The organism is Bradyrhizobium sp. WU425, from assembly GCF_021052305.1.
Taxonomy (GTDB): Bacteria; Pseudomonadota; Alphaproteobacteria; order Rhizobiales; family Xanthobacteraceae; genus Bradyrhizobium; species Bradyrhizobium canariense_D.
In genome coordinates this window covers 7355440-7378801 of record NZ_CP088089.1, presented here as the reverse complement: position 1 = coordinate 7378801, position 23362 = coordinate 7355440, and the positions used below count along the sequence as shown (strand labels likewise).

General features: G+C 64.6%; 24 protein-coding genes. 16 read left to right on the top strand and 8 right to left on the bottom strand.

Going from position 1 to position 23362, the window contains the following annotated elements:
* Positions 1-133 precede the first annotated feature (133 nt).
* From BcanWU425_RS35215 to BcanWU425_RS35160, 12 genes are all read left to right on the top strand, one after another.
* Positions 134-1087 carry an ABC transporter permease gene (locus BcanWU425_RS35215; protein ID WP_085349306.1) on the top strand — a complete coding sequence of 318 codons (954 nt, stop codon included), beginning with the start codon at positions 134-136 and terminating at the stop codon, positions 1085-1087.
* Between the two features lie 2 nt (positions 1088-1089).
* Positions 1090-1992, top strand: coding sequence for an ABC transporter permease (locus BcanWU425_RS35210; RefSeq protein WP_018457595.1), 903 nt, complete (start codon positions 1090-1092; stop codon positions 1990-1992).
* A gap of 2 nt (positions 1993-1994) precedes the next feature.
* On the top strand, positions 1995-3056 hold the full coding sequence (locus BcanWU425_RS35205; protein ID WP_085383889.1) for an ABC transporter ATP-binding protein: 1062 nt from the start codon (positions 1995-1997) through the stop codon (positions 3054-3056).
* Complete coding sequence (locus BcanWU425_RS35200) at positions 3053-3247, top strand: hypothetical protein (protein ID WP_018457593.1); 195 nt, start codon at positions 3053-3055, stop codon at positions 3245-3247. The genes BcanWU425_RS35205 and BcanWU425_RS35200 overlap by 4 nt, the downstream gene beginning before the upstream one ends.
* Positions 3244-4659, top strand: coding sequence for an Asp-tRNA(Asn)/Glu-tRNA(Gln) amidotransferase GatCAB subunit A (locus tag BcanWU425_RS35195; protein ID WP_018457592.1), 1416 nt, complete (start codon positions 3244-3246; stop codon positions 4657-4659). The genes BcanWU425_RS35200 and BcanWU425_RS35195 overlap by 4 nt, the downstream gene beginning before the upstream one ends.
* Complete coding sequence (locus BcanWU425_RS35190) at positions 4656-5633, top strand: ABC transporter ATP-binding protein (RefSeq protein WP_204513228.1); 978 nt, start codon at positions 4656-4658, stop codon at positions 5631-5633. The genes BcanWU425_RS35195 and BcanWU425_RS35190 overlap by 4 nt, the downstream gene beginning before the upstream one ends.
* Before the next feature lie 97 nt (positions 5634-5730).
* Positions 5731-6000 carry a GlsB/YeaQ/YmgE family stress response membrane protein gene (locus BcanWU425_RS35185; RefSeq protein ID WP_007605178.1) on the top strand — a complete coding sequence of 90 codons (270 nt, stop codon included), beginning with the start codon at positions 5731-5733 and terminating at the stop codon, positions 5998-6000.
* A 260-nt stretch (positions 6001-6260) separates the two neighbouring features.
* Complete coding sequence (locus BcanWU425_RS35180; protein WP_085358019.1) at positions 6261-8006, top strand: type I secretion system permease/ATPase; 1746 nt, start codon at positions 6261-6263, stop codon at positions 8004-8006.
* A complete protein-coding gene (locus BcanWU425_RS35175; protein WP_085354331.1) occupies positions 8003-9337 on the top strand; it encodes an HlyD family type I secretion periplasmic adaptor subunit in 1335 nt (444 codons plus the stop codon). The genes BcanWU425_RS35180 and BcanWU425_RS35175 overlap by 4 nt, the downstream gene beginning before the upstream one ends.
* Before the next feature lie 100 nt (positions 9338-9437).
* Positions 9438-10907, top strand: a complete 1470-nt coding sequence (locus tag BcanWU425_RS35170; protein ID WP_204513229.1) for an AMP nucleosidase — start codon at positions 9438-9440, stop codon at positions 10905-10907.
* A gap of 85 nt (positions 10908-10992) precedes the next feature.
* Positions 10993-11259, top strand: a complete 267-nt coding sequence (locus tag BcanWU425_RS35165) for a DUF1488 family protein (protein ID WP_231171036.1) — start codon at positions 10993-10995, stop codon at positions 11257-11259.
* Between the two features lie 239 nt (positions 11260-11498).
* Positions 11499-12869, top strand: a complete 1371-nt coding sequence (locus tag BcanWU425_RS35160; protein WP_204513230.1) for a hypothetical protein — start codon at positions 11499-11501, stop codon at positions 12867-12869.
* Between the two features lie 27 nt (positions 12870-12896).
* Here the strand turns inward: BcanWU425_RS35160 and BcanWU425_RS35155 are convergent, their stop codons facing one another.
* Together BcanWU425_RS35155 and BcanWU425_RS35150 are read right to left on the bottom strand one after the other, a co-directional pair.
* On the bottom strand, positions 12897-13985 hold the full coding sequence (locus BcanWU425_RS35155; RefSeq protein ID WP_204513231.1) for a Zn-dependent alcohol dehydrogenase: 1089 nt from the start codon (positions 13983-13985) through the stop codon (positions 12897-12899).
* Positions 13986-14029: 44 nt separating this feature from the next.
* A complete protein-coding gene (locus tag BcanWU425_RS35150) occupies positions 14030-15814 on the bottom strand; it encodes an acyl-CoA dehydrogenase family protein (protein ID WP_204513232.1) in 1785 nt (594 codons plus the stop codon).
* Positions 15815-16045: 231 nt separating this feature from the next.
* Here BcanWU425_RS35150 and BcanWU425_RS35145 point away from each other — a divergent pair, with 231 nt between their 5' ends.
* Positions 16046-16747, top strand: a complete 702-nt coding sequence (locus BcanWU425_RS35145) for an SDR family NAD(P)-dependent oxidoreductase (RefSeq protein ID WP_204513233.1) — start codon at positions 16046-16048, stop codon at positions 16745-16747.
* Between the two features lie 111 nt (positions 16748-16858).
* Positions 16859-17689, top strand: coding sequence for an enoyl-CoA hydratase (locus tag BcanWU425_RS35140; protein ID WP_204513234.1), 831 nt, complete (start codon positions 16859-16861; stop codon positions 17687-17689).
* A 53-nt stretch (positions 17690-17742) separates the two neighbouring features.
* On the opposite strand, the gene BcanWU425_RS35135 is transcribed toward BcanWU425_RS35140, so the two are convergent.
* Together BcanWU425_RS35135 and BcanWU425_RS35130 are read right to left on the bottom strand one after the other, a co-directional pair.
* Entirely contained in the window at positions 17743-18366 is a 624-nt protein-coding gene (locus tag BcanWU425_RS35135) for a GNAT family N-acetyltransferase (protein ID WP_018457580.1), read from the bottom strand.
* Positions 18367-18445: 79 nt separating this feature from the next.
* Positions 18446-18649, bottom strand: coding sequence for a DUF1127 domain-containing protein (locus BcanWU425_RS35130; protein WP_007599575.1), 204 nt, complete (start codon positions 18647-18649; stop codon positions 18446-18448).
* A gap of 110 nt (positions 18650-18759) precedes the next feature.
* Here BcanWU425_RS35130 and BcanWU425_RS35125 point away from each other — a divergent pair, with 110 nt between their 5' ends.
* Positions 18760-19659, top strand: a complete 900-nt coding sequence (locus BcanWU425_RS35125; protein ID WP_204513235.1) for a transcriptional regulator GcvA — start codon at positions 18760-18762, stop codon at positions 19657-19659.
* A gap of 37 nt (positions 19660-19696) precedes the next feature.
* On the opposite strand, the gene BcanWU425_RS35120 is transcribed toward BcanWU425_RS35125, so the two are convergent.
* Genes BcanWU425_RS35120 through BcanWU425_RS35110 form a run of 3 tightly spaced genes read right to left on the bottom strand, consistent with a single transcriptional unit; the run spans position 19697 to position 22301 of the window.
* Positions 19697-20110, bottom strand: a complete 414-nt coding sequence (locus BcanWU425_RS35120) for a Rieske (2Fe-2S) protein (protein ID WP_018457577.1) — start codon at positions 20108-20110, stop codon at positions 19697-19699.
* Positions 20110-21219, bottom strand: coding sequence for an amidohydrolase family protein (locus BcanWU425_RS35115; protein WP_018457576.1), 1110 nt, complete (start codon positions 21217-21219; stop codon positions 20110-20112). The genes BcanWU425_RS35120 and BcanWU425_RS35115 overlap by 1 nt, the downstream gene beginning before the upstream one ends.
* A gap of 23 nt (positions 21220-21242) precedes the next feature.
* A complete protein-coding gene (locus tag BcanWU425_RS35110; RefSeq protein ID WP_204513236.1) occupies positions 21243-22301 on the bottom strand; it encodes an amidohydrolase family protein in 1059 nt (352 codons plus the stop codon).
* A 169-nt stretch (positions 22302-22470) separates the two neighbouring features.
* Between BcanWU425_RS35110 and BcanWU425_RS35105 the strand changes: the two genes are divergently transcribed.
* Positions 22471-22950, top strand: coding sequence for a CinA family protein (locus tag BcanWU425_RS35105; RefSeq protein WP_204513237.1), 480 nt, complete (start codon positions 22471-22473; stop codon positions 22948-22950).
* A 57-nt stretch (positions 22951-23007) separates the two neighbouring features.
* Here the strand turns inward: BcanWU425_RS35105 and BcanWU425_RS35100 are convergent, their stop codons facing one another.
* On the bottom strand, positions 23008-23361 hold the full coding sequence (locus BcanWU425_RS35100; RefSeq protein ID WP_018457573.1) for a nuclear transport factor 2 family protein: 354 nt from the start codon (positions 23359-23361) through the stop codon (positions 23008-23010).
* Position 23362 lies beyond the last annotated feature (1 nt).

Below are 23362 nucleotides of genomic sequence, written 5' to 3'. Positions count from 1 at the left end.
AGCCGGGTGAGGGATCTCTTTCCGCGGATGACCCTCTCTCTTTTTCGTTAACACTGCATCCGGGGTTAGAGCCCTCATCCGGCGCTTTGCGCCACCTTCTCCCACAAGGGGAGAAGGGAAGAAAAGAAACAACGTGCTCGCCTATATCGCCAGACGCATCGTCTACGTCATCCCGATCGTCATCAGCGTCGCGCTGGTGTGTTTTCTGCTCGTGCACATCACGCCGGGCGATCCGCTCGTCGCGGTGCTCCCCGCAGACGCCTCGCAGGAGCTCGCCGCGCAGCTCCGGACAGCCTATGGTTTCGACCGCCCGCTGCCGGTGCAGTTCGGGCTTTGGCTGCTCCGCGCGCTTCATGGCGATCTCGGCAATTCCATCGCCACGGGCCGCCCGGTGCTCGCCGAGGTCATGCGCGCGGTCAGCAACACGGTCACGCTGGCGATTGCGGCGGCGATCATCGGCTTCACCATGGGCATCCTGCTCGGCCTGATCGCCGGCTATTTCCGCGAGACCTGGATCGACAAGCTGGCGACCTCCTTTGCCATCGCCGGCGTTTCGGTGCCGCATTACTGGCTTGGCATGGTGCTCGTCATCATCTTCTCGGTCCAGCTGAACTGGCTGCCCGCTGTCGGCGCCGGACCCGGCGGCTCGGCCGCCTGGGCCTGGGACTGGGCGCATTTGCAATATCTCGTGCTGCCAGCGATCACGACCTCGGTGATCCCGATGGGCATCGTCACTCGCACGGTGCGCGCGCTGACCGGCGACATTCTCAGCCAGGACTTCGTCGAGGCGCTGCGTGCAAAAGGCCTGCATGAGCGCGGCGTGTTCCGCCACGTCATCAAGAACGCCGCCCCCACCGCGCTCGCGGTGATGGGACTTCAGCTCGGTTACATGCTCGGCGGCTCGATCCTGATCGAGACGGTGTTCTCCTGGCCGGGCTCGGGCTTCCTGCTCAACTCCGCGATTTTCCAGCGCGACCTGCCGCTGCTGCAGGGCACGATCCTGATCCTGGCGCTGTTCTTCGTCTTCCTCAATCTGATGGTCGACATCGCGCAAGCCGCGATCGACCCGCGCATCAAACGGGGTTAGCGATGAGCGAGCTTCCGTTGTCCGTCACCAGCGATACGGCGCTTCAGTCCGCGCCCGCGACCAAGGCGCGCGGCTATTGGGCGACCGTCGGCCGTCGTATCTGGCGTGACAAGGTCAGCATGGTCTGCGCGCTGGTGCTGCTGCTGATCTTTCTCTCCGCGATCGTTGCGCCGTGGCTCGGTCTGGAAGATCCCTACAAGGGCTCGATGATCCGCCGCCTTCGGCACATTGGCACATCCGGCTACCCGCTCGGCACCGACGAACTCGGCCGCGACATGCTGGCGCGGCTGATCTATGGCGGCCGGTTGTCGCTTCTCATCGGCATTTTGCCTGTGATCCTCGCCTTCTGCATCGGCACCTCGCTCGGCCTCGTTGCCGGCTATGTCGGCGGCAAGCTCAACACCGCGATCATGCGCACGATCGACGTGTTCTACGCGTTTCCGTCCGTGCTGCTGGCGATCGCGATCTCGGGCGCGCTGGGCGCGGGCATCCTCAATTCCATCGTGTCGTTGACCGTCGTGTTCGTGCCGCAGATCACCCGCGTTGCCGAAAGCGTCACGACGGGGGTGCGCAACATGGACTTCGTCGACGCCGCGCGCGCCTCGGGCGCGGGACCGTTCACCATCATGCGCGTTCATATCCTCGGCAATGTGCTCGGTTCGATCTTCGTCTACGCGACCAGCCTGATCTCGGTCTCGATGATCCTCGCGGCAGGCCTGTCGTTCCTCGGCCTCGGCACCAAACCGCCGGAGCCGGAATGGGGCCTGATGTTGAATACCTTGCGGACCGCGATCTATGTCAACCCCTGGGTCGCCGCGCTCCCCGGTGCAATGATCTTCGCGGTCTCGATCTGCTTCAACCTGCTCTCGGACGGCCTGCGCAGCGCCATGGACATCAGGAACTAGCCATGAGCGAAACCAACCTCTCCGTCGCAATGCTGGAGCCGATCGAAGACCTCGGCGGCGTCGCCCAGCCGCTGCTCCAGGTCAACGGCCTCACCAAGCATTTCCCGGTTCGTGGCGGCCTGTTCGCCGCAAAGCGCACCGTGCGGGCGGTCGATAATGTCTCGTTCACCGTCGCCAAGGGCGAGACCGTCGGCATCGTCGGCGAGTCCGGTTGCGGCAAGTCGACCACCGCGCGGCTGCTCATGCATCTGATGCCGCGCGACACCGGTGACATCATCTATGACGGCATGAGCGTCGGCCAGTCGCTCTCCTTGCGCGAGCTGCGCCGCGGCATGCAGATGGTGTTCCAGGATTCCTACGCTTCGCTCAACCCGCGCCTGACCATCGAGGACTCGATCGCCTTCGGCCCAAAGGTGCACGGCATGGCCGACGGCGCCGCGCGCGCGCTGGCGCGCGAGCTGCTGGGCAAAGTGGGCCTGGTTCCTGCAAACTTTGCCAACCGCTACCCGCATGAGATCTCCGGCGGCCAGCGCCAGCGCGTCAACATCGCGCGTGCGCTGGCCCTGTCGCCGCGGCTGGTGATTCTCGACGAAGCCGTCTCCGCGCTCGACAAGTCGGTCGAGGCGCAGGTGCTCAATTTGCTTGCCGATCTCAAGAGTGAGTTCGGCCTGACCTATCTCTTCATCAGTCACGACCTCAACGTCGTGCGCTATATCAGCGATCGCGTGCTGGTGATGTATCTCGGCGAGGTCGTCGAGCTCGGCCCGGTCGACCAGGTCTGGGACCAACCGGCGCATCCCTATACGCGCGCACTTCTTGCCGCGATGCCGTCCTCGGATCCGGACCGCCGCACCGAGACGCCGCCGATCACGGGCGATCCGCCCAATCCGATCGATCCACCCTCGGGCTGCCGCTTCCACACCCGTTGCCCGTTTGCGGAGCCGCTCTGCGCAAATGCGACACCAAAACTCACCGCGCTCGATAGAATGGGCCACGAGGCCGCGTGCTACATGGCGATCCCGGGTTCAGGCCATAGCCGCGCGCCGAAGGAGGAAACCGCATGAGACCGACGACAAAAGAGATCAAGGCGACGGCACAGGTCGCCGGCGTTCCCGTCGACGACGAGATCGCGACGCGCATCTCCAATTCCATCGGACCGGCCTTCGAGGGCTTTGCAGCCATTGCCGGCACGTTGCCGTTCGATCTCGAGCCCGCGCTTTATCCGATCGCGCAGACTGCCAAGGTCTCGAAATGAGCACCGAGCCCGCATTGATGACGCTCACCGAGGTCGCGCGCGCGATCGCGATGAAGCAGGTGTCCTCGCATGAGGTGACGCGTGCGCTGCTGCATCGCATCGCGCAGTGGCAGCCGCACCTCAACGCCTTCATGTCGATCGAGGCAGAGGCAGCGCTGAAGGCCGCCGATGCCGCCGACGCCGAACTCGCCAAGGGGGAAGTCCGCGGTCCGCTGCACGGTGTGCCGCTCGCGCACAAGGATATGTATTACGACGCAGGTCACGTCGCGACCTGCGGCTCGTTGATCCGCCGCGATTTCGTTCCGACCGTCACCTCCACCGCCTTGCAGCGGCTGAAGGACGCCGGCCAGGTTCGCCTCGGCACGTTGCATCTCGCCGAATTCGCCTATGGCCCGACTGGCCATAACGCCCATTACGGCCCGGTTCGCAATCCCTGGAACGCTGCGCACATCACCGGCGGCTCGTCGTCGGGCTCGGGCTCGGCGGTCGCGGCGCGACTGACCTATGCGGCGCTCGGCTCCGACACCGGCGGCTCGATCCGCATGCCCGCGCATTTCTGCGGCGTCACGGGATTGAAGACCACCGTCGGCCGGGTCAGCCGCGCCGGCGCGATGCCGCTATCGCAGTCGCTCGACACGGTCGGCCCGCTCGCCCGCACCGCCGAGGATTGCGCGCTGCTGCTGGCGCTGATGGCCGGCCCTGATCCTGAGGATTCGACCTGCAGTCATGAGCCGTTGTCTGACTATGTCGGCGCGACCAAGGGCTCGCTGAAGGGCCTCAAGGTCGGCGTCCCCTCGTCCTTCTATGTCGATGATCTCGACGGCGAGGTCGCGCGCGTGCTGGACGAGACCGTCGCGGTGCTCAAGCGTGAGGGCGCCGACATCGTCACGGTCGAGCTGCCCGACCAGCGGCAATTGTCCTCGGCAAGCCAGCTCGTGCTCGCAGCCGAAGCCGCCGCCTTCCACAAGCGCTGGATGATTGAGCGGCCGCAGGATTATGGTCCGCAGGTGTTGATGCGGCTCCAGAACGGCCTCGCGGTCCCCGCCATCACCTATCTCGAGGCGATGCGCTGGCGCGGACCTGCGCTCGCTGCGCACAACGCTGCGACATCGGGCGTCGACGCGATGATCGCGCCGGCGTCCCCCGTGCCGGCGCCAACGATCGAGGAGAGCGACGTTGGCGGCGGGCCGAATGCGCCGGCGCTGTTGCAGCGGCTGACGCTGTTCACCCGTCCGGTGAATTACCTCGGCCTGCCGTCGCTCACGGTGCCCTCGGGCTTCACCAAAAGCGGTCTTCCGATCGGCATGCAGCTGATCGGCCGTTCGTTCGATGAAGCGACCTTGCTCACCATCGGCGCCGCGTTCCAGCGCGCCACCGACTACCACGAAAGGCTGCCGAAACTTCCGTCATGACAAAGCTCGTCGAGATCTCAGGCCTTAACATCCGCTTCACCGGGGAGCGCACGGTCTATGCCGTGAACGATCTCAGCCTCTCGCTCGGCGACGGCGAGGTGCTGGGCCTGCTCGGAGAGTCCGGCTCGGGCAAGAGCGTGACCTTGCGCGCGCTGATGCGCCTGTTGCCGAAGAAGCGCACGCAGATCACGGGCAAGGTCAACGTCATGGGCTGCGACGTGCTCGCCATGAACGACGAGCAGCTGTCGTCGTTCCGCGGCCAAACCGTGTCGATGATCTTTCAGGAGCCGGCGCTGGCGCTCGATCCGGTCTACACCATCGGCGCGCAGATCGCCGAAAGCGTGGTGCGTCACGAAGGCAAGTCGTATGCGGAGGGCAGGGCGCGCGCACTCGAAATGCTCGAGGTCGTGCGCATTCCTTCCGCAAAACGGCGGCTCGATGCCTATCCGCATGAGATGTCCGGCGGCATGCGTCAGCGCGCGATGATCGCGCTGGCGCTCGCGTGTCGTCCCAAGATATTGCTCGCGGACGAGCCGACCACGGCGCTCGATGCCACCGTGCAGATCCAGATCCTGCTGCTGTTGCGCGAGCTGCAGCGCGAGTTCGGCATGTCCGTCATCTTCGTCACCCATGACATCGGGGTCGCCATCGAGATCTGCGACCGGGTCGCGGTGATGTATGCCGGCCAGATCGTGGAGCAGGGCACGCTTCGCGACATCGTCCGCTCGCCGGTGCATCCCTACGCCAGGGGCCTGCTCGCCTCGACCGTCCACGGGGCCAAGCGGGGACAGCGGCTCGAGACCATCCCCGGCACCCCGCCGTCGCTGGGCGAGCGGCCGCACAACTGCTCCTTTGCGCCCCGCTGCGCCGCTGCCCAGCCGCGCTGCCTGGAGCAATTGCCTGGGAATGTGGAGGTCGGGCCGGGCCGGGCAGCACGCTGCGTGCTGGCGGAGCCAGTCACCGCGCTGTCATGATATTTGGACCGCCAGCGGGGAACGGGGGAACAGCATTCAGACCTCGTTCATCCCGGTTCCGCTTCCATGGAACCGTTCACGGAGAGGGACCTCATTTATGTACATTTCGAATGAAGGCTTGCTTGTCATCCTGTTCGTCGGCCTCGTCGCTGGTTGGCTGGCCGGCAAGGTGGTGCGCGGAACCGGGTTCGGCATCATCGGCGATATCGTGGTCGGCATCGCCGGCGCGCTGGTGGCAAGCTTCCTGTTTCCGAAGCTCGGCATTCACATCGGCACCGGGCTGATATCGGAGATCATCTATTCCGCCATCGGCGCGGTCATCCTGCTGCTGGTGGTGCGGCTGGTCCGCGGCGGCGGCCGATTCTAATGGCGCCCGGGTTCAATTGATCGAACTTTTGACCTCTCCCCGCCCGGGGAGAGGTGACATGTCTGCAAGAAAAAGCCGCAAGATCGTGAGATTCCGGACTTGCGTGCAAGGTCGGTCGGGGGTGATGTGGGCCATAGGGGTCCCGGGTGTTCGACTGCGTTGAGCGATGAGCGCAAACGCGATGTTAATCCGGGTCAATTACTCCTGAATTTGCCTTTGAAATCAGGGACTTTGGCCCCTACCCGAAAGAGATCAGACTGATGGCAGCCGTTCCCGGCGTCCGCCGCTCAGAGCTCGGTGATGCGCTGCGCGCCTGTCGCACGGCGTTTGTCGGCGTCGGCTTGATGAGCTGCATGATCAACCTGCTCTATCTGACCGGGTCGATCTTCATGCTGGAGGTCTACGACCGGGTGCTGCCGAGCCGCAGTATTCCGACCCTGGTCGGCCTGATCGTCCTCGCCGGTTTCCTCTACATGGCGCAGGGCGTGCTGGACATGATCCGCAACCGGATCTTGGGCCGGGTCGGTACCGCCCTGGACGAAGCCTTGAACAAGCGGGTGTTCGACACCATCGTGCGCCTGCCGCTGCTGGTTGGCAGCCGCAACGAGGGGCTTCAGCCGCTGCGGGATCTCGACAATGTCCGTTCCTTCCTCGGCGGCATGGGACCGAGCGCGTTCTTCGACCTGCCCTGGCTGCCGCTCTATCTCGCCATCTGCTTCGCCTTCCACGTCATGATCGGCGTCACCGCGCTGGTCGGAGCCGTCATCCTGGTCGGGTTGACGCTGGTCACCGAGTTGATGTCCCGCCAGCCGGCGCGCGAGGCGATGGGGCTCGCCGCCCAGCGCAACGATCTCGCCCAGGCCAGCCGCCGCAATGCCGAAGTCATGGTGTCGATGGGCATGGCCGGCCGGATGAACGCGCGCTGGAGCGAGGCCAACGAAAAATATCTCGACGGCAACCAGCGTGCGAGCGACGTCGCCGGCGGTCTCGGCGCGGTCGCAAAAGTGCTGCGCATGATGCTGCAATCGGCCGTGCTCGCGGTCGGCGCCTATCTCGTCATCCACCAGGAGGCGACCGCCGGCATCATCATCGCCGGCTCGATCCTCTCGGCACGCGCGCTCGCGCCGGTCGACCTCGCGATCGCGCACTGGAAATCCTTTGTCGCGGCACGCCAGAGCTGGCATCGTCTGACCCGCCTTCTCGAGCAGATGCCGGCGCAGACGATGCCGACCCAGTTGCAGGCGCCCACCAGCCGCCTCTCGGTCGAAGGTATCGCCATGGTGCCGCCGGGCGACCAGCGCCTCATCGTGCAAGACATCACCTTTGCGCTCGAAGCCGGCAATGGCCTCGGCGTGATCGGACCGAGCGGCTCCGGCAAGTCGTCGCTGATCCGCGCGCTGGTCGGCGTCTGGCAGCCGGTCCGCGGCAAGGTGCGGCTCGACGGCGCGGCGCTCGACCAGTGGTCGTCGGACATGCTTGGCCGCCACATCGGCTATCTGCCGCAGGACGTCGAATTGTTCGGCGGCACCATCGCGCAGAACATCAGCCGCTTCGATCCCGAGGCCACGTCTGACGGCATCATCGCCGCCGCCAAGGAAGCCGGCGTGCACGAGATGATCATCAAGATGCGCGAGGGCTACAACACCCAGGTCGGCGAGCAGGGCACGGCGCTCTCCGCGGGCCAGGCGCAGCGCGTGGCGCTGGCGCGCGCGCTCTATGGCAACCCCTTCCTGATCGTGCTCGACGAGCCCAATTCCAATCTCGATACCGAAGGCGACGAGGCGCTGACCCGCGCCATCCGCGCGACGCGCGAGCGCGGCGCCATCGTCATCGTAGTGGCGCACCGTCCGATCGGCGTGGAAGCGGTTGACCAGATCCTGGTGCTGCGCGACGGCCGCATGCAGGCCTTCGGGCCGAAGGAACAGGTGCTCGCCCAGGTGCTCCAGCCGCGCGTGACGCCGCCGGCGCCGATCAAGATCGTCAGCGAAGGCGGAGCCAAGGCATGAGCACGATGGCGCTCGGCGGCGCGAAGCCTGCCGCGAAGAGGACCGTACGGCAGTCGATCCGGTTTCACTTGATGCTCGGGCTTGGGATCGTGCTGGTCCTCCTGGTCGGCCTCGGCGGCTGGGCTTCGACGGTGCAGATTTCGGGCGCGCTGATCGCGCCGGGTCAGATCGTCGTCGAGTCCAATGTCAAAAAGGTGCAGCATCCGACCGGCGGCGTGGTCGGCGAGGTGCGTGCGCGCGATGGCGACGTGGTCAAGGCCGGCGACATCGTGGTGCGGCTCGACGACACCGTCACCAAGGCGAATCTCGCCATCGTCACCAAGAATCTCGACGCGGCGCAGGCGCGTGCGGCGCGGCTCCAGGCCGAGCAGCGCGGAATCGACAGGATCGACTACCCGCAAGCGTTGCTCGATCGCGGCAACGATCCCGACGTCAAGGCGCTGCTCTCCGCCGAAACCAAGCTGTTCGACGTCCGCGTCAACGGACGCGCCGGCCAGAAGGCGCAGCTGCGCGAGCGCATCCAGCAGCTCAACGAGGAGATCGAGGGCCTCTCCGCGCAGGAGCGAGCCAAGGACAGGGAAATCTCGCTGGTGCAGCAGGAGCTCGTGGGGGTCCGCGATCTCTATGACAAGCACCTGGTGCAGATCTCCCGTCTGACCACGCTCGAACGCGACAGCGCCCGCCTCAACGGCGAGCGCGCGCAATACATCGCCTCGCGGGCGCAGGCCAAGGGCAAGATCACCGAGACCGAGCTCCAGATCATCCAGGTCGACAAAGACATGGTCAGCGAGGTCTCCAAGGATCTGCGCGAGACCAACGACAAGATCGGCGAAATGATCGAGCGCAAGGTCGCCGCCGAGGACCAGCTTCGCCGCGTCGACATTCGCGCGCCGCAGGACGGCATGGTGCTGCAATCGACCGTGCATACCGTTGGTGGCGTCATCACCGCCGGCGACGCCCTCATGCTGATCGTGCCGCAGGCCGACGATCTCCAGGTCGAAGCCAAGGTCAATCCGGTCGATATCGACAAGCTCCAGATCGGCCAGAAGACGCTGCTGCGCCTGTCCGCCTTCAACCAGCGCACCACGCCGGAGCTCAACGGCGTCGTCAGCCGCGTCTCGCCCGACGTCACCACCGATCAGCGCACCGGCCAGAGCTACTACACCATCCGCGTCTCGCTGTCCGCGGAGGAGGTCGCCAAGCTCGGGGACTCCAGGCTGATCCCCGGCATGCCCGCGGAAGCGTTCGTCCAGACCGGTGATCGCACCATGCTGTCCTACCTGATGAAGCCGCTGCACGACCAGTTCATGCGGGCGTTCCGGGAGAAGTGACGCGCGAAAGCGCGTCATCCCATCCGTCATTGCGAGCGATGACGGCGAGGCGTCATTCTTGCTATAGTTCGATTCAGCCCCAGCAACCCGGCGTCGAACAATGCAATCTCCACCTACCATCGCCACCGAATCCTATTCCGACGCTGGCCTCGCCGTCGCCCGCCTCGAAGAGATCTACGAGCGCAACACGAAGTTCCTGCGTGACCGGTTCGAAGCTTACGTCAACGGCGAGTTAATCACGACGCGGGTGCGAGCCTTCTACCCCTTCGTCCGTATCACCACTGCGACGCATGCGCGGCTGGATTCGCGGCTCGCCTACGGCTTCGTCGCGCGGCCCGGTGTGCACGAGACCAGCGTCACGCGGCCGGATCTGTTCCGGACCTATCTCACAGAGCAGATCGGACTGTTGATCCAGAACCACGGCGTCCCGGTCGAAATCGGCGAGTCCAGCGAACCGATCCCCGTTCACTTCGCCTATCGCCGCGACATCAACATCGAGGCCGCCATCACCACCAGCGAGAATTCGCCGGTGACGCGGTCGCTGCGCGATGCGTTCGACGTGCCTGATCTGGCCACCATGGACGATGCCATCGCCGACGGCACTTTCGAACTTCAGCCCGGCGCGCCCGAACCGCTGTCCCTGTTTCGGGCAGCCCGCGTCGACTACTCGCTGCGCCGGCTCTACCACTACACGGGTACGGATCCAGAGTACTTCCAGAACTTCGTGATCTTCACCAACTACCAGTTCTATGTCGACGCCTTCGCGCAGCTTTGCCAGCAGCGGCTTCAGGCTGGCGAGGCGGGCCTCGATGCCTTCGTCGCTCCAGGCAATGTGATCACGCGCAGCGGCGGCGCGACGACGGGCGTTGCGCCCGCGCGCACGCCGCAGATGCCTGCCTTCCACCTGGCCGCGCCCGGCTATCGTGGTATCACCCTGATCAACATCGGCACCGGTCCGTCGAACGCGCGCAACGTCACCGACCATGTTGCCGTGCTGCGGCCCCATGCCTGGCTGATGCTCGGCCATTGCGCGGGCCTGCGCAACACGCAGCGGCTCGGCGACTACGTGCTCGCCCATGGCTATGTGCGCGAGGACCATGTGCTCGATCGTGAGTTGCCGCTTTGGGTGCCGATCCCGGCGCTCGCGGAGATGCAGGTGGCGCTCGAGGAGGCGGTCGAGGACGTCACCGGGCTCGAAGGATTCGAGCTCAAGCGCCTGATGCGCACCGGCACCGTCGCGAGCGTCGACAACCGCAATTGGGAGATCAGCGGGCCCGATGTCATTCGCCGCTTGTCGCAATCGCGCGCGGTTGCGCTCGACATGGAATCGGCCGCGATTGCCGCCAACGGCTACCGCTTTCGCGTCCCTTACGGCACGCTGCTGTGCGTCTCCGACAAGCCTCTCCACGGCGAGATCAAGCTCGCAGGCATGGCCAGCGAATTCTACCGTCGCCGCGTCGGCCAGCATCTCGAGATCGGCTTAAAGGCGCTGGAACGGCTCAAGCAGCAGGAATCCGAGCGACTGCATTCCCGCAAGCTCCGCAGTTTCGCCGAAGTTGCATTTCAGTAGGCCATGGATTGCCTTTGCTGCTGACAAGCAGCGGGATTTTCGGCATTTTCGGCGCGGGGGTCGACGGGACGAATTGATGCCACTCATGCGCGACAGGATCATTGGCCATGATCTCGAACGGCTCGCCTTTCGCTTCACCATGCTGAACGACGGCGAGGTCGTGCAGTGCCAGATCAGCGACGCCGCCATGGACGAGCTTGCGGGCATGCAAGGCACCGAAAGCAGCGCGCGGCAGGCCCAGTTCCTGTCGCTGCGCGAGACCATCGAGCGGCTCGCCTCAGACCTCTACGACGAGGCGCCGCGGGTCAGGGGCCATGTGGTGCGGATCTTCACGCGACATTTGCAGCGATAGTGCCGCTCCAGCCTCCGCAATCATGCTCCAGGACAGTTCATCAGTTGGTCAAGATTTGGTCTTGCCGGGCTTACCTTCCCGCGGCAGCCATTTCGACGAGCGTCAATTCCTCTAAAGCATTCGCTAACCAAGCAACCGTTTCGCGGCAATCTTAAGACCTGCGAAACCAGACGTTATCCAGCTATGAATTGATGGCCCGTAGAGGTTGGGTCACGAAATGGAGCCTCACGAGTGATCGCGTGACAAAAGACATTGTTGGAATCGACGCGATCCGCGGGCCCGGCCATGACGTCAATCCGAACAAGACGCAGCCAGAGAGTTGGCGGCTTGCAATCGCCGTCGCGATCGGATGTGGACTTGTCGGCCTTGCGCTCCGCTACGTTGCCCGGGAACACGCGACCGATGACGCCATTCAGCATCTGATCCCCTGGTATGTCTTTGCTCGCGATCACGGAGTCGCCGGGCTGGCCGAAGCCTTTACCAACTACACGCCGTTCTACAGCTACCTCCTGCTGATTGCCGCCCGATTTGATTGGCTAGGCGAGCCACTTTCCCTCGTGAAAGCGATCTCGGCAGTATTCGAGTTGGGCTGCGCGATCACTGTGGCCCAGATCGTCTGGCGAGCGACAAAGCTGCCGTTGCGAGCTTCCCTGGCCTTCTGCGCTGTCTGGCTTGCACCGACGGTGATCTTCAACGGCGCGGTGTGGGCGGAGAGTGATTCGATCTGGACGTACTTCACGCTGGTTTCCATCGCGCTGTTCATGCGGGACCGAAATGGCGTTGCGTCATTTGCGATGGCATTTTCGGTGAAGGCTCAGGGCGTGTTCCTGGGACCCTTCGTGCTCGGCATGATTCTGCGCCGCAGGATCCACCCGGCATGGCTCGCCACCGTTCCCGGGATCTATGTGGTTCTCGCCATTCCGGTTCTGGTCGCCGGTAGATCTTTGGTCTCCGTGTTCGCGGTCTATCTGGACCAAGCTCACACCTTCAATCGCCTCACCATGAACGCAGCGAACATCTGGGTGCTGGCTGGCGGACTGCCGTACGCGATCGGAGTCGCCGTCGGCATGGTGCTCGCGGCCGCGAGCGGGCTCGCCTTGTCGATCTTCATCGCGCGCTCTCGACGGGCGGGGCCGGAGTTTATTCTGCTCGCCGCCTGTGTATCGCTCATGCTCATGCCGTATCTGCTCCCGAAGATGCACGAGCGGTACTTCTACGCGTTCGAGCTTGCGTCGATCGCGCTGGCCTGCCTCAATCCGCGCTATGTGCCCTTCGCGGTGATGGCTCAGGTCGACGGCGTGTTATCCTATCTCGCGTTCGAAAACGGAATCGTCCTGGGCGTGCTGCCGGCGGCACTCTGCAACAGCCTTCTCGTGTACTACCTCGTGCATGATCTTTGGCGCGGCGAACGTGGATTTCGCTTTCCGAAGCTTGCTTGGCTCGGCTTCATCGCGTCGACCGCGGGATTGTTCTCCTATCTGGTCATCGAAGGGCCCGGTTTGAACATATCGCCCCTGTACCTGCTCGCCACGGGTCTCGTGACAGCTGCGGCGCTGCTGCTCCTGAAAGAGTCGCGTGGCGACTTGGCCGGCCCGGACCAGTTGCCTTAATCCTGGGCGACCCGCGTCATCGAGCCATCAGCTGTCAAACATGATCACGCTGCGCAGCGTCTTGCCGGCCTTCATGTTGGCAAACCCTTCGTTGATCTCGGAGAGCTTCAGCTTGGCCGAGATCCAGTCTTCCAGATGCAGCCGGCCGCGCAGGTAGAAATCCACCAGCCGCGGCATGTCGACGCGAAAATGGTTCGAGCCCATCGATGAGCCCTGGATCCTGCGCTCGCGCAGGAAGTCGAAGCCGTGCAGCTCGATCTTCTGGCCGAACGGAATCATGCCGACGATGGTGGCCGTGCCGCCCGAGGCGAGCATGCCGAAGGCCTGCTCCGCGGTCTCCTTGCGGCCGAGCACCTCGAAGGAATGATGCACGCCGCCATTGGTGAGATCGCGCACCTGCTTCACGACGTCGCCGTCTGCCGGATTAATGATGTCGGTGGCGCCCAGCTTGGTCGCGAGCTGGAGCTTGGCCGGGTTGGTGTCGATGGCAATGATGCGGCCGGCGCCCGCGATCTGCGCGCCGTTGATCGCGGCCATGCCGACACCGCCGCAGCCGATCACGGCCACGGTCTCGCCGGCCGTCACCTTCGCCGTGTTCACGACCGCGCCGTAGCCGGTGATGACGCCGCAGCCGATCAGCGCGGCCAGATCGAGCGGCATCTCCTTGCGGATTTTGACGATCGCGTTCTCGTGCACCAGCATCTGCTCGGCGAAGGACGAGAGGTTGAGGAACTGATGCAGCTTCTCGGAGCGAGCCCATTGCATCCGATTGGACATCCCCGGCAGCAGTTTCACCGTGGTGTCGGTGCAGAGCACCGTGCGGCCCGTGGTGCAGTTGTCGCAGGTGCCGCAGAATACCGAAAGACAGGTGACGACATGATCACCGGGCTTCACATAGGTGACGTCGGAGCCGACCTGCTCGACGACACCGGCCGACTCGTGCCCGAGCACCGCGGGCAGCGGATGCGGATAAAGGCCTTCCATGAAGTGCAGATCGGAGTGGCAGAGACCTGCGACCGAGGTCCGGATCAGGACCTCGCGCGGGCCGGGCTTCGGCAGGCTGACATCCTCGATGACTAGGGGCTTGTTGGCTTCATGGAGGACGGCGGCCTTCATCGAGCACTCCCTATCGCTTTTTTTGCTTCGAACGTGGGTGCAGCCTACGCTGCCAGGACCAGTTCGCCAACCTCGCTCATGCTGCCTGCACGATCGCCGAGCAGCAGCGCCGCGATCTTCTGCTGCACGGCATTTTCCGTCAGCCGGAACGGATCGCTCGGCGACACCCGGTGATCGATCACCAGCCGCGACAACAACAGCCTGCGCGCATCGCCCCGCAGGTCGTGAATACGATGCGCCTCCCAGGCGAGCGCGACGGCACTGGGGACATGATAGAGCAGGCTGGTGGCGCGGCGCGCATCGGCCTCATTGTCGGCCTTTCCCGCGACCTCGCGTGCGAAGCCCACCGCACGATCGGTGAGCGTGTGCAGCCGGTCGCGCCAGGCCTGCGGCACCGAGGGGCTGTCATCGAGGCGAGCATGCAGATCGGCGGCCAGCGCGGATTCGGCGCCGTGGCGGCCGACCGCACGCCTCAGCGCATCGATCGCGACGATGTTGCCGGTGCCTTCCCAGACCGAACCGAGATGCGCGTCCCGGAGCAGGCGGGCGGTCGCGAATTCCTCGATATAGCCGATGCCGCCGCGCATCTCGAGCGCATCGCCGCAGACCTTTCGCGCATCGCGGGTGGCGCGGAATTTCAAGGTCGGCGTCAGGATGCGCAGCAGTGCGGCCGCATCCTGGCTGCCGGCCTCGGCGCGGTCGAGCGCGTCCGCAGTGAGAAAGCTCATCGACAACGCCTGCTCGACCGGCAGCATGATCTTCAGCATCTGGCGCCGACCTAGCGGCAGGTCGATGATGCGGTTGCCGAACACCACGCGGTTTTTCGCCACCGTCATCGCGTCATGGTAGGCCCGCCGCATCAGCGCGGTGGATTTGACGCCATTTGAGAGCCGCGACGAGTTCACCATCTCGGCCATCTGCACGAAGCCGCGGTCGAGCTTGCCGACCGCGTAGGCGATCGCGCCTTCGAGCTTGATTTCACCCGAGGCCATCGAGCGCGTGCCCAGCTTGTCCTTCAGACGCACGATCCGGTAGTGGTTCTGCGAGCCGTCGTCGAGGAAGCGCGGCATCAGAAACAGGCCGACTCCGCGCGTGCCGGGGCCGGCACCTTCGGGGCGCGCCAGCAGCATCACGATCTTTGCGTCGGCGTTCGAGCAGAACCATTTTTCGCCGGTGAGGCGCCAATGGTCGCCTTCCTGCACGGCCGTCGTGGTCAGCGTGCCGACATCGGAGCCGCCTTCCTTCTCGGTCATGAACTGGCCGCCCTGGGTCAGCTTGCTCATGTCGGTCTGGGTTAGTCCGTCGAGATATTTCGCCTTCAGCGCCTCGCTGCCGAAATTCGCGAGCAGCTTGGCGCAGCCGTCGGTTACGTTGATCGGGCAACCCATGCCGAATTCGGTCTGGTTGAACAGGAAGGTGAAGGCGTGCTTGGCGACGACAGGATATTTGTCCGGCCAGCCCATGATGCCCTTGCGGATCGAGAGCGCGTGGATGCCGAACTCGCCGAAGGCGGCCTTCTCCAGCTCGCGATAGGCCGGGTGGTATTCGATCCACTGCACGTCGCGACCGAACTTGTCGCGCTGGTGCAGCACCGGTGTGTGCCGGTCGGCGAGCCGCGCGCATTCATCGAGCACGCCGCCGGCGAGTTCGCCCAGCCGATCGAGATGCGGCTCGATGTGGCGGAATAGCGTCTCCGGTAGATGAATGCGCAGGAGATCGGTGAGTGCCTGATCGGCGCGGTAGAAATTCATGCCGGTGGTATCGGGAGCCAGCAGTCCGGATGGTGCGGCCGCGACCTGTTTTGGCTGCGCGGGGGCCGGCTGTCGCATGATCGTCCTCTTCGTTTCCGCCTTGCGGTCATTTTGCGCTGATTTGGCGCTTGCCGCTTGGGATGATGTCGATCATGCTCCAGTCGCGAAAGCGGATAAAGCCGCAAATTGTCAGGGAGGCATGATCGCCGTGAGGGCGCAATTCGCTCTGCGGAATTGTGATCGTCCCGGCTGGTTGTCCGCGCGGACCGTGCATAGATCAGCGGCTTCCCGTCTTCGAGAGATCACGCCATGGAACACCCGAAATACAAGAAGGCCCTCATCGTCGGCGCCGGCGAAGGCCTGAGCGCCTCGCTGGCGCGGTTGTTGTCCGCCCAGGGCATCCGCGTCGCGCTGGCCGCGCGAAAAATCGAGAAACTCGGCGCGCTCTGCAGCGAGACCGGCGCCAAGGCCTATGCCTGCAACGCCACCGAGCCTGATGAGGTCGAACGCCTGTTTGGCCTGGTCGAACGCGAGATCGGCATGCCCGACGTGGTCGTCTACAACGCCAGCGGCCGCGCGCGCGGGCCGTTCGTCGATCTCGTTCCGGCCGACGTGGCGAACGCCATTGCGGTCAGTGCCTATGGCGGCTTCCTGGTGGCGCAGCAAGCGGCCAGGCGCATGCTGCCGAACCAGCACGGCGCGATCCTGTTCACCGGCGCCTCGGCCAGCGTCAAGGGCTATGCGCAGTCCGCGCCGTTCGCGATGGGCAAGTTCGCACTGCGCGGGCTGGCGCAGAGCATGGTGCGCGAATTGTCGCCGCAAGGCATCCATGTCGCCCATTTCGTGATCGATGGCGGCATCAGGAGCGCAGCGCGCACGGAAGCGCCGGACAAGCCGGATTCGATGCTCGATCCCGATGCCATCGCGGAGAGCTACTGGAACGTGTTGCAGCAGCCGCGCAGCGCCTGGAGCTGGGAGCTGGAGCTGCGGCCCTGGGTGGAGAAGTTTTGAGGCAAGCTGCCGTAGGGTGGGCAAAGGCGCAGAGCGCCGTGCCCACTATCAACGACGAAACAGCAATTGGTGGGCACGCTTCGCTTTGCCCACCCTACAAGGGCGGGAATTATGTCCACGGAAACCACCATCGATACCGGCACCAGTGAACTCCTCTGCGTGATCCGCGATCGCGTCGCATTGATCACGCTGAACCGGCCCGAGGCGCGCAACTCGCTGTCGGACGCGCTGACCCCGGCGCTGCGTACGATGATCCGCTCCTGCGGCGAGAACCCCGATGTCGGCGCGCTGCTGATCACCGGCGCCGGCGAAGCGTTCTGCGCCGGCGGCAACGTCAAGGGCATGGGCGCGCATCGCGACCCGAAGAAGCTGGAGATGTCCTTTGACGACAAGGTCACCGATCTCCAGGAGCGGCAGCGCCTGCTCACCGGCGCGCTGGTGTCGGTGCGCAAGCCGACCATCGCGGCGCTGCCGGGGCCGGCGGTCGGCGCGGGGCTCGCCATCGCCATGGCCTGCGATATCCGCATTGCCGCGCAATCGGCCTTCGTGGCCACCGGCTATGCGCGCATCGCGCTGTCCGGCGACTACGGCATCGCGTGGCTGTTGACGCGCCTCGTCGGCACCGCGCGGGCGCGCGAGCTGCTGTTCACCGGCGATCGGGTCGATGCTGCCAGGTGCGAGGCCATCGGCCTCGTCAACCGCGTGGTGCCCGATGACAAATTGCAGGCGGAGGCCTTTGCACTGGCAAAATCCCTCGCTGAAGGTCCGCGCCTCGCGTTGCGCTACATGAAGGACAATCTCGACGAGGCCCTGCTGTTCGACTTCGAGACCGCGCGCGACCACGAGGCCGAACGTCTGGTTCGCCTGACCACGACCGCCGATCACAAGGAAGCGGTGCAGGCCTTCATCGAGAAACGCAAGGCGGTGTTCACGGGGAAGTAGCGGCGAAAAAAAATGCCCGGCTCTGGTTTTCGCCAGGCCGGGCTCGAGTGGTGTCAGGCCGAGGCTGAGGGGCTATCGGCCTGACGGGAAAGAGCGACGAGGCGCCAGCTCGCGCAGGGAATGTCTTTCGGTGCGACGGAGATCTCCTTGTCGAAGCGCACTAGCTTCCAGTCGTCCGGATGGTTGACGAAGGCGAAGTCCGATTTACGCGCGACCGAGATCATGGCGGCGTTGGAGCGCAGCGTGTCGCCGAACATGTGGTCGGCGCCGAGCGCGGCCGCGCGGCATTCAAGATTCTTCATCAGCACGGTGGCGATGCCGTGGCCCTGCCAGCGGTCGGCAACCGACAGACCGAATTCAAGCGTCGCGGTTTCGGCATGCAGCGCATAGCGCGCTTCGGCGACGATGGTCTCGAAGCCGTCGACCATCATGGTCGCCACCACGGTAAAACGTTCGCGCTCGCCGATTTGAAGGAATTCGTGCAGCAGGCCCTGCGGCAGTTCGCTGATCGCGCCGAAGAAGCGGTTGTATCGGGACCGCGTCGAGAGCGAGCGAAAATAGTGCTGGAGCTCCTCGGTGTCGCGCGGCTCGACGAAACGAACGCGCAGCGCCTCGCCGTGTCGCGTGCGCAGCGTGTCCGAATATTGCTTCAGATCTTCCAGGCGAAGGGTGCTCACGATACGCGCCCCCAAGGGGACCAAAGGGGAAAGGGACCGCCGGCGCCCCACAGTCAGGCGGCGCCGGCCTGGCGGCCAATCAGGCCCGCCAGAAGGGTTTGTCGGCCTCGTAGGCGACATCGCTCCAGGACAGTCCGACGTCCTGAAGGTCGCGCGCGGACCAGTTGGTGAGCTCACGCCGGGTCCGGTAACGCTCGTGCCAGACGTGAAGGGTCTCGCCGATCTGGTGGATCAGCCCTGGTGCATGATGATTTGTCATCGAATTCTGGGTCAAAGTAGACATTGTCAGCTCCTGGAGCTAAGTTGACCGCTAATATCTGCTTGCGGGTGCGTTGCGACAAACGACAATTTGTACTCTTTCGCATGAAATAACGTCATGTATCCTGCTGCCAGATGACTTCCAGATTGCCCTCCCTGAATGGATTGCGGGCCTTTGAGGCCGCCGCGCGCCATCTCAGCTTCACGCTGGCGGCGTCCGAGCTGAACGTGACCCAGACCGCGATCAGCCATCAGATCCGCAGGCTCGAGGAGGAGCTCGGCATCCGCCTGTTCGTCCGGCAGAACCGCGCGCTGGCGCTGACGGCCGAGGCGCGCGACTATCTGCCGGGCGTCCGCGCCGCCTTCAACGACCTCCGGCTTGCCACCGATCGGCTGCTGCGCAAGGACGATGACAAGGTGCTGACGGTCTCGACGCTGGCTTCGCTCGCCGCAAAATGGCTGCTGCCGCGGCTGACCGATTTCCAGGAGCACCATCCCGGCATCGACGTCCGTATCACGACCTCCACCAGCCTCGTCGACTTCCAGCGCGACAATGTCGATGCCGCGATCCGCTACGGGCGCGGCCAGTGGCCGGGCTTGCGCGCCGACTGGCTGATGGCGGACGAGCTGTTTCCGGTCTGCAGCCCGTCTCTGCTGCGTGGCGACAAGCCGTTGCGCTGTCCCGAGGACCTCAAGAGCCACATGCTGCTGCACACCTCCAACGCCAACAGCGACGACTGGCGGCTGTGGTTGACGGCGGCGGGTCTGCCGGCCGACATCGCCAGGCAGCCCGGCATCACCTTCGACATGATCTTCATGACCATCCAGGCCGCGATCGACGGCATCGGCGTGGCGATGGGGCGGACCTCCTATGTCCAGGACGACATCGCCAAGGGGCGACTAGTGGTCCCCTTCAAGATCGCGCTGCCGGCCGATGCCGGCTTCTACCTGGTCGCGCCGGAGGGGCGCCGCGAAGCGCCGAAGCTCGCCGCATTCCGTGAGTGGATGATCGCGGCAACGCGGAATAAGGCCTGAAATCGTGCCGGCGCATGTCCGCGCAACCTGCTTCTCGCTACAGCTCCACCACGACGTAGTCGCTCTCGATCTTCACGGGTATCGTCTCGGCGACATACGGCCCCTTCACCACGCTTGCACCCGGCTCGACATGGGCCGGGTAGGCCTTCACGCGGAAGCGGCGAGGGTCGCAGTAGGACTGGCCGGTGCGGATGTCGAACTCCCAGCCATGCCAGGGGCAGCGAATGATCTCGCCGAGCTTGGTATATTCGATCTCGCCCGGATCCTTCGATTGCGCGAGCCCGATCAAGGGTCCCTCGCACAGCGCAGCGCCCTGATGCGGGCAGCGGTTCATCAGGCCGAAATATTCACCCTTGATGTTGAAAATTGCGATCGGCCGTCCGTCGATCTCCAGAAATTTTCGCGTGCCGGGCGGAAGCTCGTCGACCGCGGCAATCACATGCCGCGCCATCAACTGATCCCGTACAGCTTCTTCGCATTGCCGAGATAGAAGGCCTCGCGGTCGTCGTCGCTGACGCCCGCGGGCAGCACGCGCGACGGCTCGTCGTAATCCCAGTGCGGATAGTCGGTCGCGAACAGTAGCCGGTCCCAGCCGATCCACTTGATGACGTCGAACAGATCCTCGCGCCGCTCCGGATCCTCCATCGGCTGCGTCGTCCACCACACCTGCTCGCGGATATATTCGGACGGCGGCCGCTTGACATGCGGCACCTCGCTGCGCAGGCGCTGCCAGACTTTGTCGAGCCGCCATGCTAGCGACGGCGCCCAGCCGAAGCCGGCCTCGATCATCACCATCTTCAACTTCGGGAAGCGCTCGAACACGCCCTCCAGCACGAGGCTTGCGAGCGCCGATTGCTGGCACTGCGAGTGGCCGACCATCTCCTCGATGTAATAGGAGGGCCAGCCCGACGGCGTGATGGGGTTGCCGCCGAAGCCGAAGGCGTGGACGCCGACGGGAAGGCCGGCCTCTTCCGCAGCCTGATAGATAGGCCAGTAGCGACGCTGGCCGAGCGGCTCGACATTGCGGCTGAGCAGCAGCACCTGCACGAAATTCTTGTCGCCGGCACGCTCGCGGATTTCCGCGGCGGCTGACAGCCCGTCCTCATTGCCGACGACGATGGACGCCTTCAGCCGCTTGTCCTTGCTGGTCCATTTGTCGATCTGCCAGTCGTTGATCGCCGAGCACAAGGCCGCCGAGAGCTCGTGATTGCGGATGCCTTGCCCGGTGTTGAGCGGATTGAGCACACCGAGCTGCACGTTGTTGGGATCGAGCAGCTGCTTCTGCATGAAGGACAGCGAGGAGCCCTGCGGCCCGCCTTCCGGCGGATAGGCGTCGCGGCGCGAGGCGTTGGGCTGGGCCTTCGGATAGGGCGGGCCTTCCATCATGCCCTGATAGGCATGGACGCCGTACACTTCGAGATGATGCTGCCAGCGTTTGGCCAGGTAGGGATAGAGCTCGGCGCGGGTCGCGCGTGCCGGATGGATGTCGCAGTCCGCGATCGCGGTTTTGACGGCCAGTGGGGAAGCGGCTTCGGAGCTTTCGCGGAACTGAATATTCATCGCCTTGCCTCCTTTGGCAGCGGCTAAGTCAGGCGGGGATAGGTCGCATGCGGATTATCGATCATGATCTTGCGCACGAGATCGGGGGTGAGACCTGCGGGCAGCGCCTCCTGGCCGTCGAACTGCCAGTGCGGATAGTCGGTGGAGAATACGACCAATTCGTCGGACTGCATATGATCAAACAGGCGAATTAATGTCGCCTCATCCGGCGGTGCATCGAATGGCTGCAACGAGAAGCGGATGTTGCTGCGCACAATGTCCAGCGGCGCGCGATCAACCCACGGCGTCTCCATCCGCACCCCACGCCAGAACTTGTGCAGGCGCCATAGAAACGGGGAGATCCAGGACACCCCGGATTCAAGCATCACCATCTTCAGCCGCGGATATTTGACGAACACGCCCTCGACGATCAGGCTGGTGAGCTGGGTCTGGAACGCCTGGGCCTGACCGGCATAATCCTCGATGTGGTAGGAACCCCAGCCCACGGCGGTCGGCGGATTGTGATAGGCGGAACCGGCATGAATGCCGATCGGTAATTCCAGCCGTTCCGCCGCCTCGTAGATCGGCCAGAGCGCGCGCTTGCCGAGCGGCGTATCGCCCATCACGAGCATCAGCACCTGCACGAAGCGGCGGTCCGTCGCACAGCGCTCGATCTCGGCGACGGCCTTCTCGACGCTTTGGGTGGGGATCACGATCGAGCCGCGCAGCCGCGGATCGCGATCGAGCCATTCCTTCACGAGCCAGTCGTTCAGCGCGCGGCCGAAGGCGGCCTGCAGATCCTCTGAAAACACCATCTGCACGCCGTAGAGCGGATTGCAGATGGCGTGCGAGAGCTGGAAGGGATCGAGCACATGGCGCTGCATGTCCGCCAGGCTTTCACCCGGCTTGCCGCTTTCGGGGCGCCAGTCGGGCCGCGCCGTGATCGGCGAGTTCTGCGGGTAGGATTGCGAGATGAGATCGACCATGCCGCGCGTCGTCACCTGATCGCGCCAATAGTCGTTCAGGTACGGCAGCAGGCTGGTCAGATGCGGCACGGCCGGATGCACATCGCAATCCACCCCGCCGGCGATCAGGGACGCCATGACGTGTCCTTCACGTTTCCTCGTCGCGTCTTTCCCGCGGGCAGAGCTTGGCCGCTCCGCCCTTTGGCCGCCATTCAAGCAGGCCTGCCCGTTGGCTGCAACTCGGCCAACGGCGCTGTCATATGCTAGAAAGGCCGAGCTCGGTTGCGAAGCAATAAGGGGTCAAGGAATGAAAGAGCTCGTCGGCATTGCGGAACAGGTCGCAGCGAAGCTGATCGCGCGCAAACAGACCATTGCTGTTGCGGAATCCTCGACCGGCGGCCTGATCTCGGCCAGCCTTCTCGCGGTGCCCGGCGCGTCCGCTTATTTCCTCGGCGGGGCCGTGGTCTACACTCGCGATGCCAGGCGCGTGCTGATGGATATTTCGGACGAAGGAAAGGGCTTTCGTTCCTCCTCGGAGCCCTACGCGCAATTGCTGGCCGGGCAGATGCGCAGCCGTTTCAACTGCGATTGGGGCCTGTCGGAGACCGGGGCGTCCGGTCCCACCGGCAATCGCTACGGCGATGCGGCGGGCCACAGCTGCATGGCGGTCGCCGGGCCCGCAGTCGAGGTGATGACGCTTGAGACGGGCAGCAACGACCGCTTGGCCAATATGCAGACCTTTGCAGCGACAGCGCTGAAATTGCTGCTGAAGAATCTGGAGCGGTGAGCTCGCGGCCTCCCGAATATCTGGCTGTGCCGGAGAATGTGTGGTGTGACGCGCTCTTTACCGCGACACGTGCGCCGACACCGCGAGCCACGTCCCGTTCGTCTTCGCCCAGCAATCGGTATAGCGCCCGGTGGCCTGCTGGCCGTCCGCATTGGTGTAGCTCGTTGCCGCGTGGATGATGGCGAAATCACCCATGATACGGATGATGACGTCGTGCTCTCTGAGGTTTCGGATCGCAATCGGCCGCGCCGTCTGCTTCAGGAAGGCCTCGCGATCAACCAGCGTCTTGTCGGGATTGGAGCAGTAGAACTCCGGCGCCAAAATCTCGTCGAAGCGCTTGACGTCGCAATTCTGCACTGAGGCCACATAGTCGCGGTTGAGTGCGGTGAGCTGTTCGAGGTCGTTGCTCATG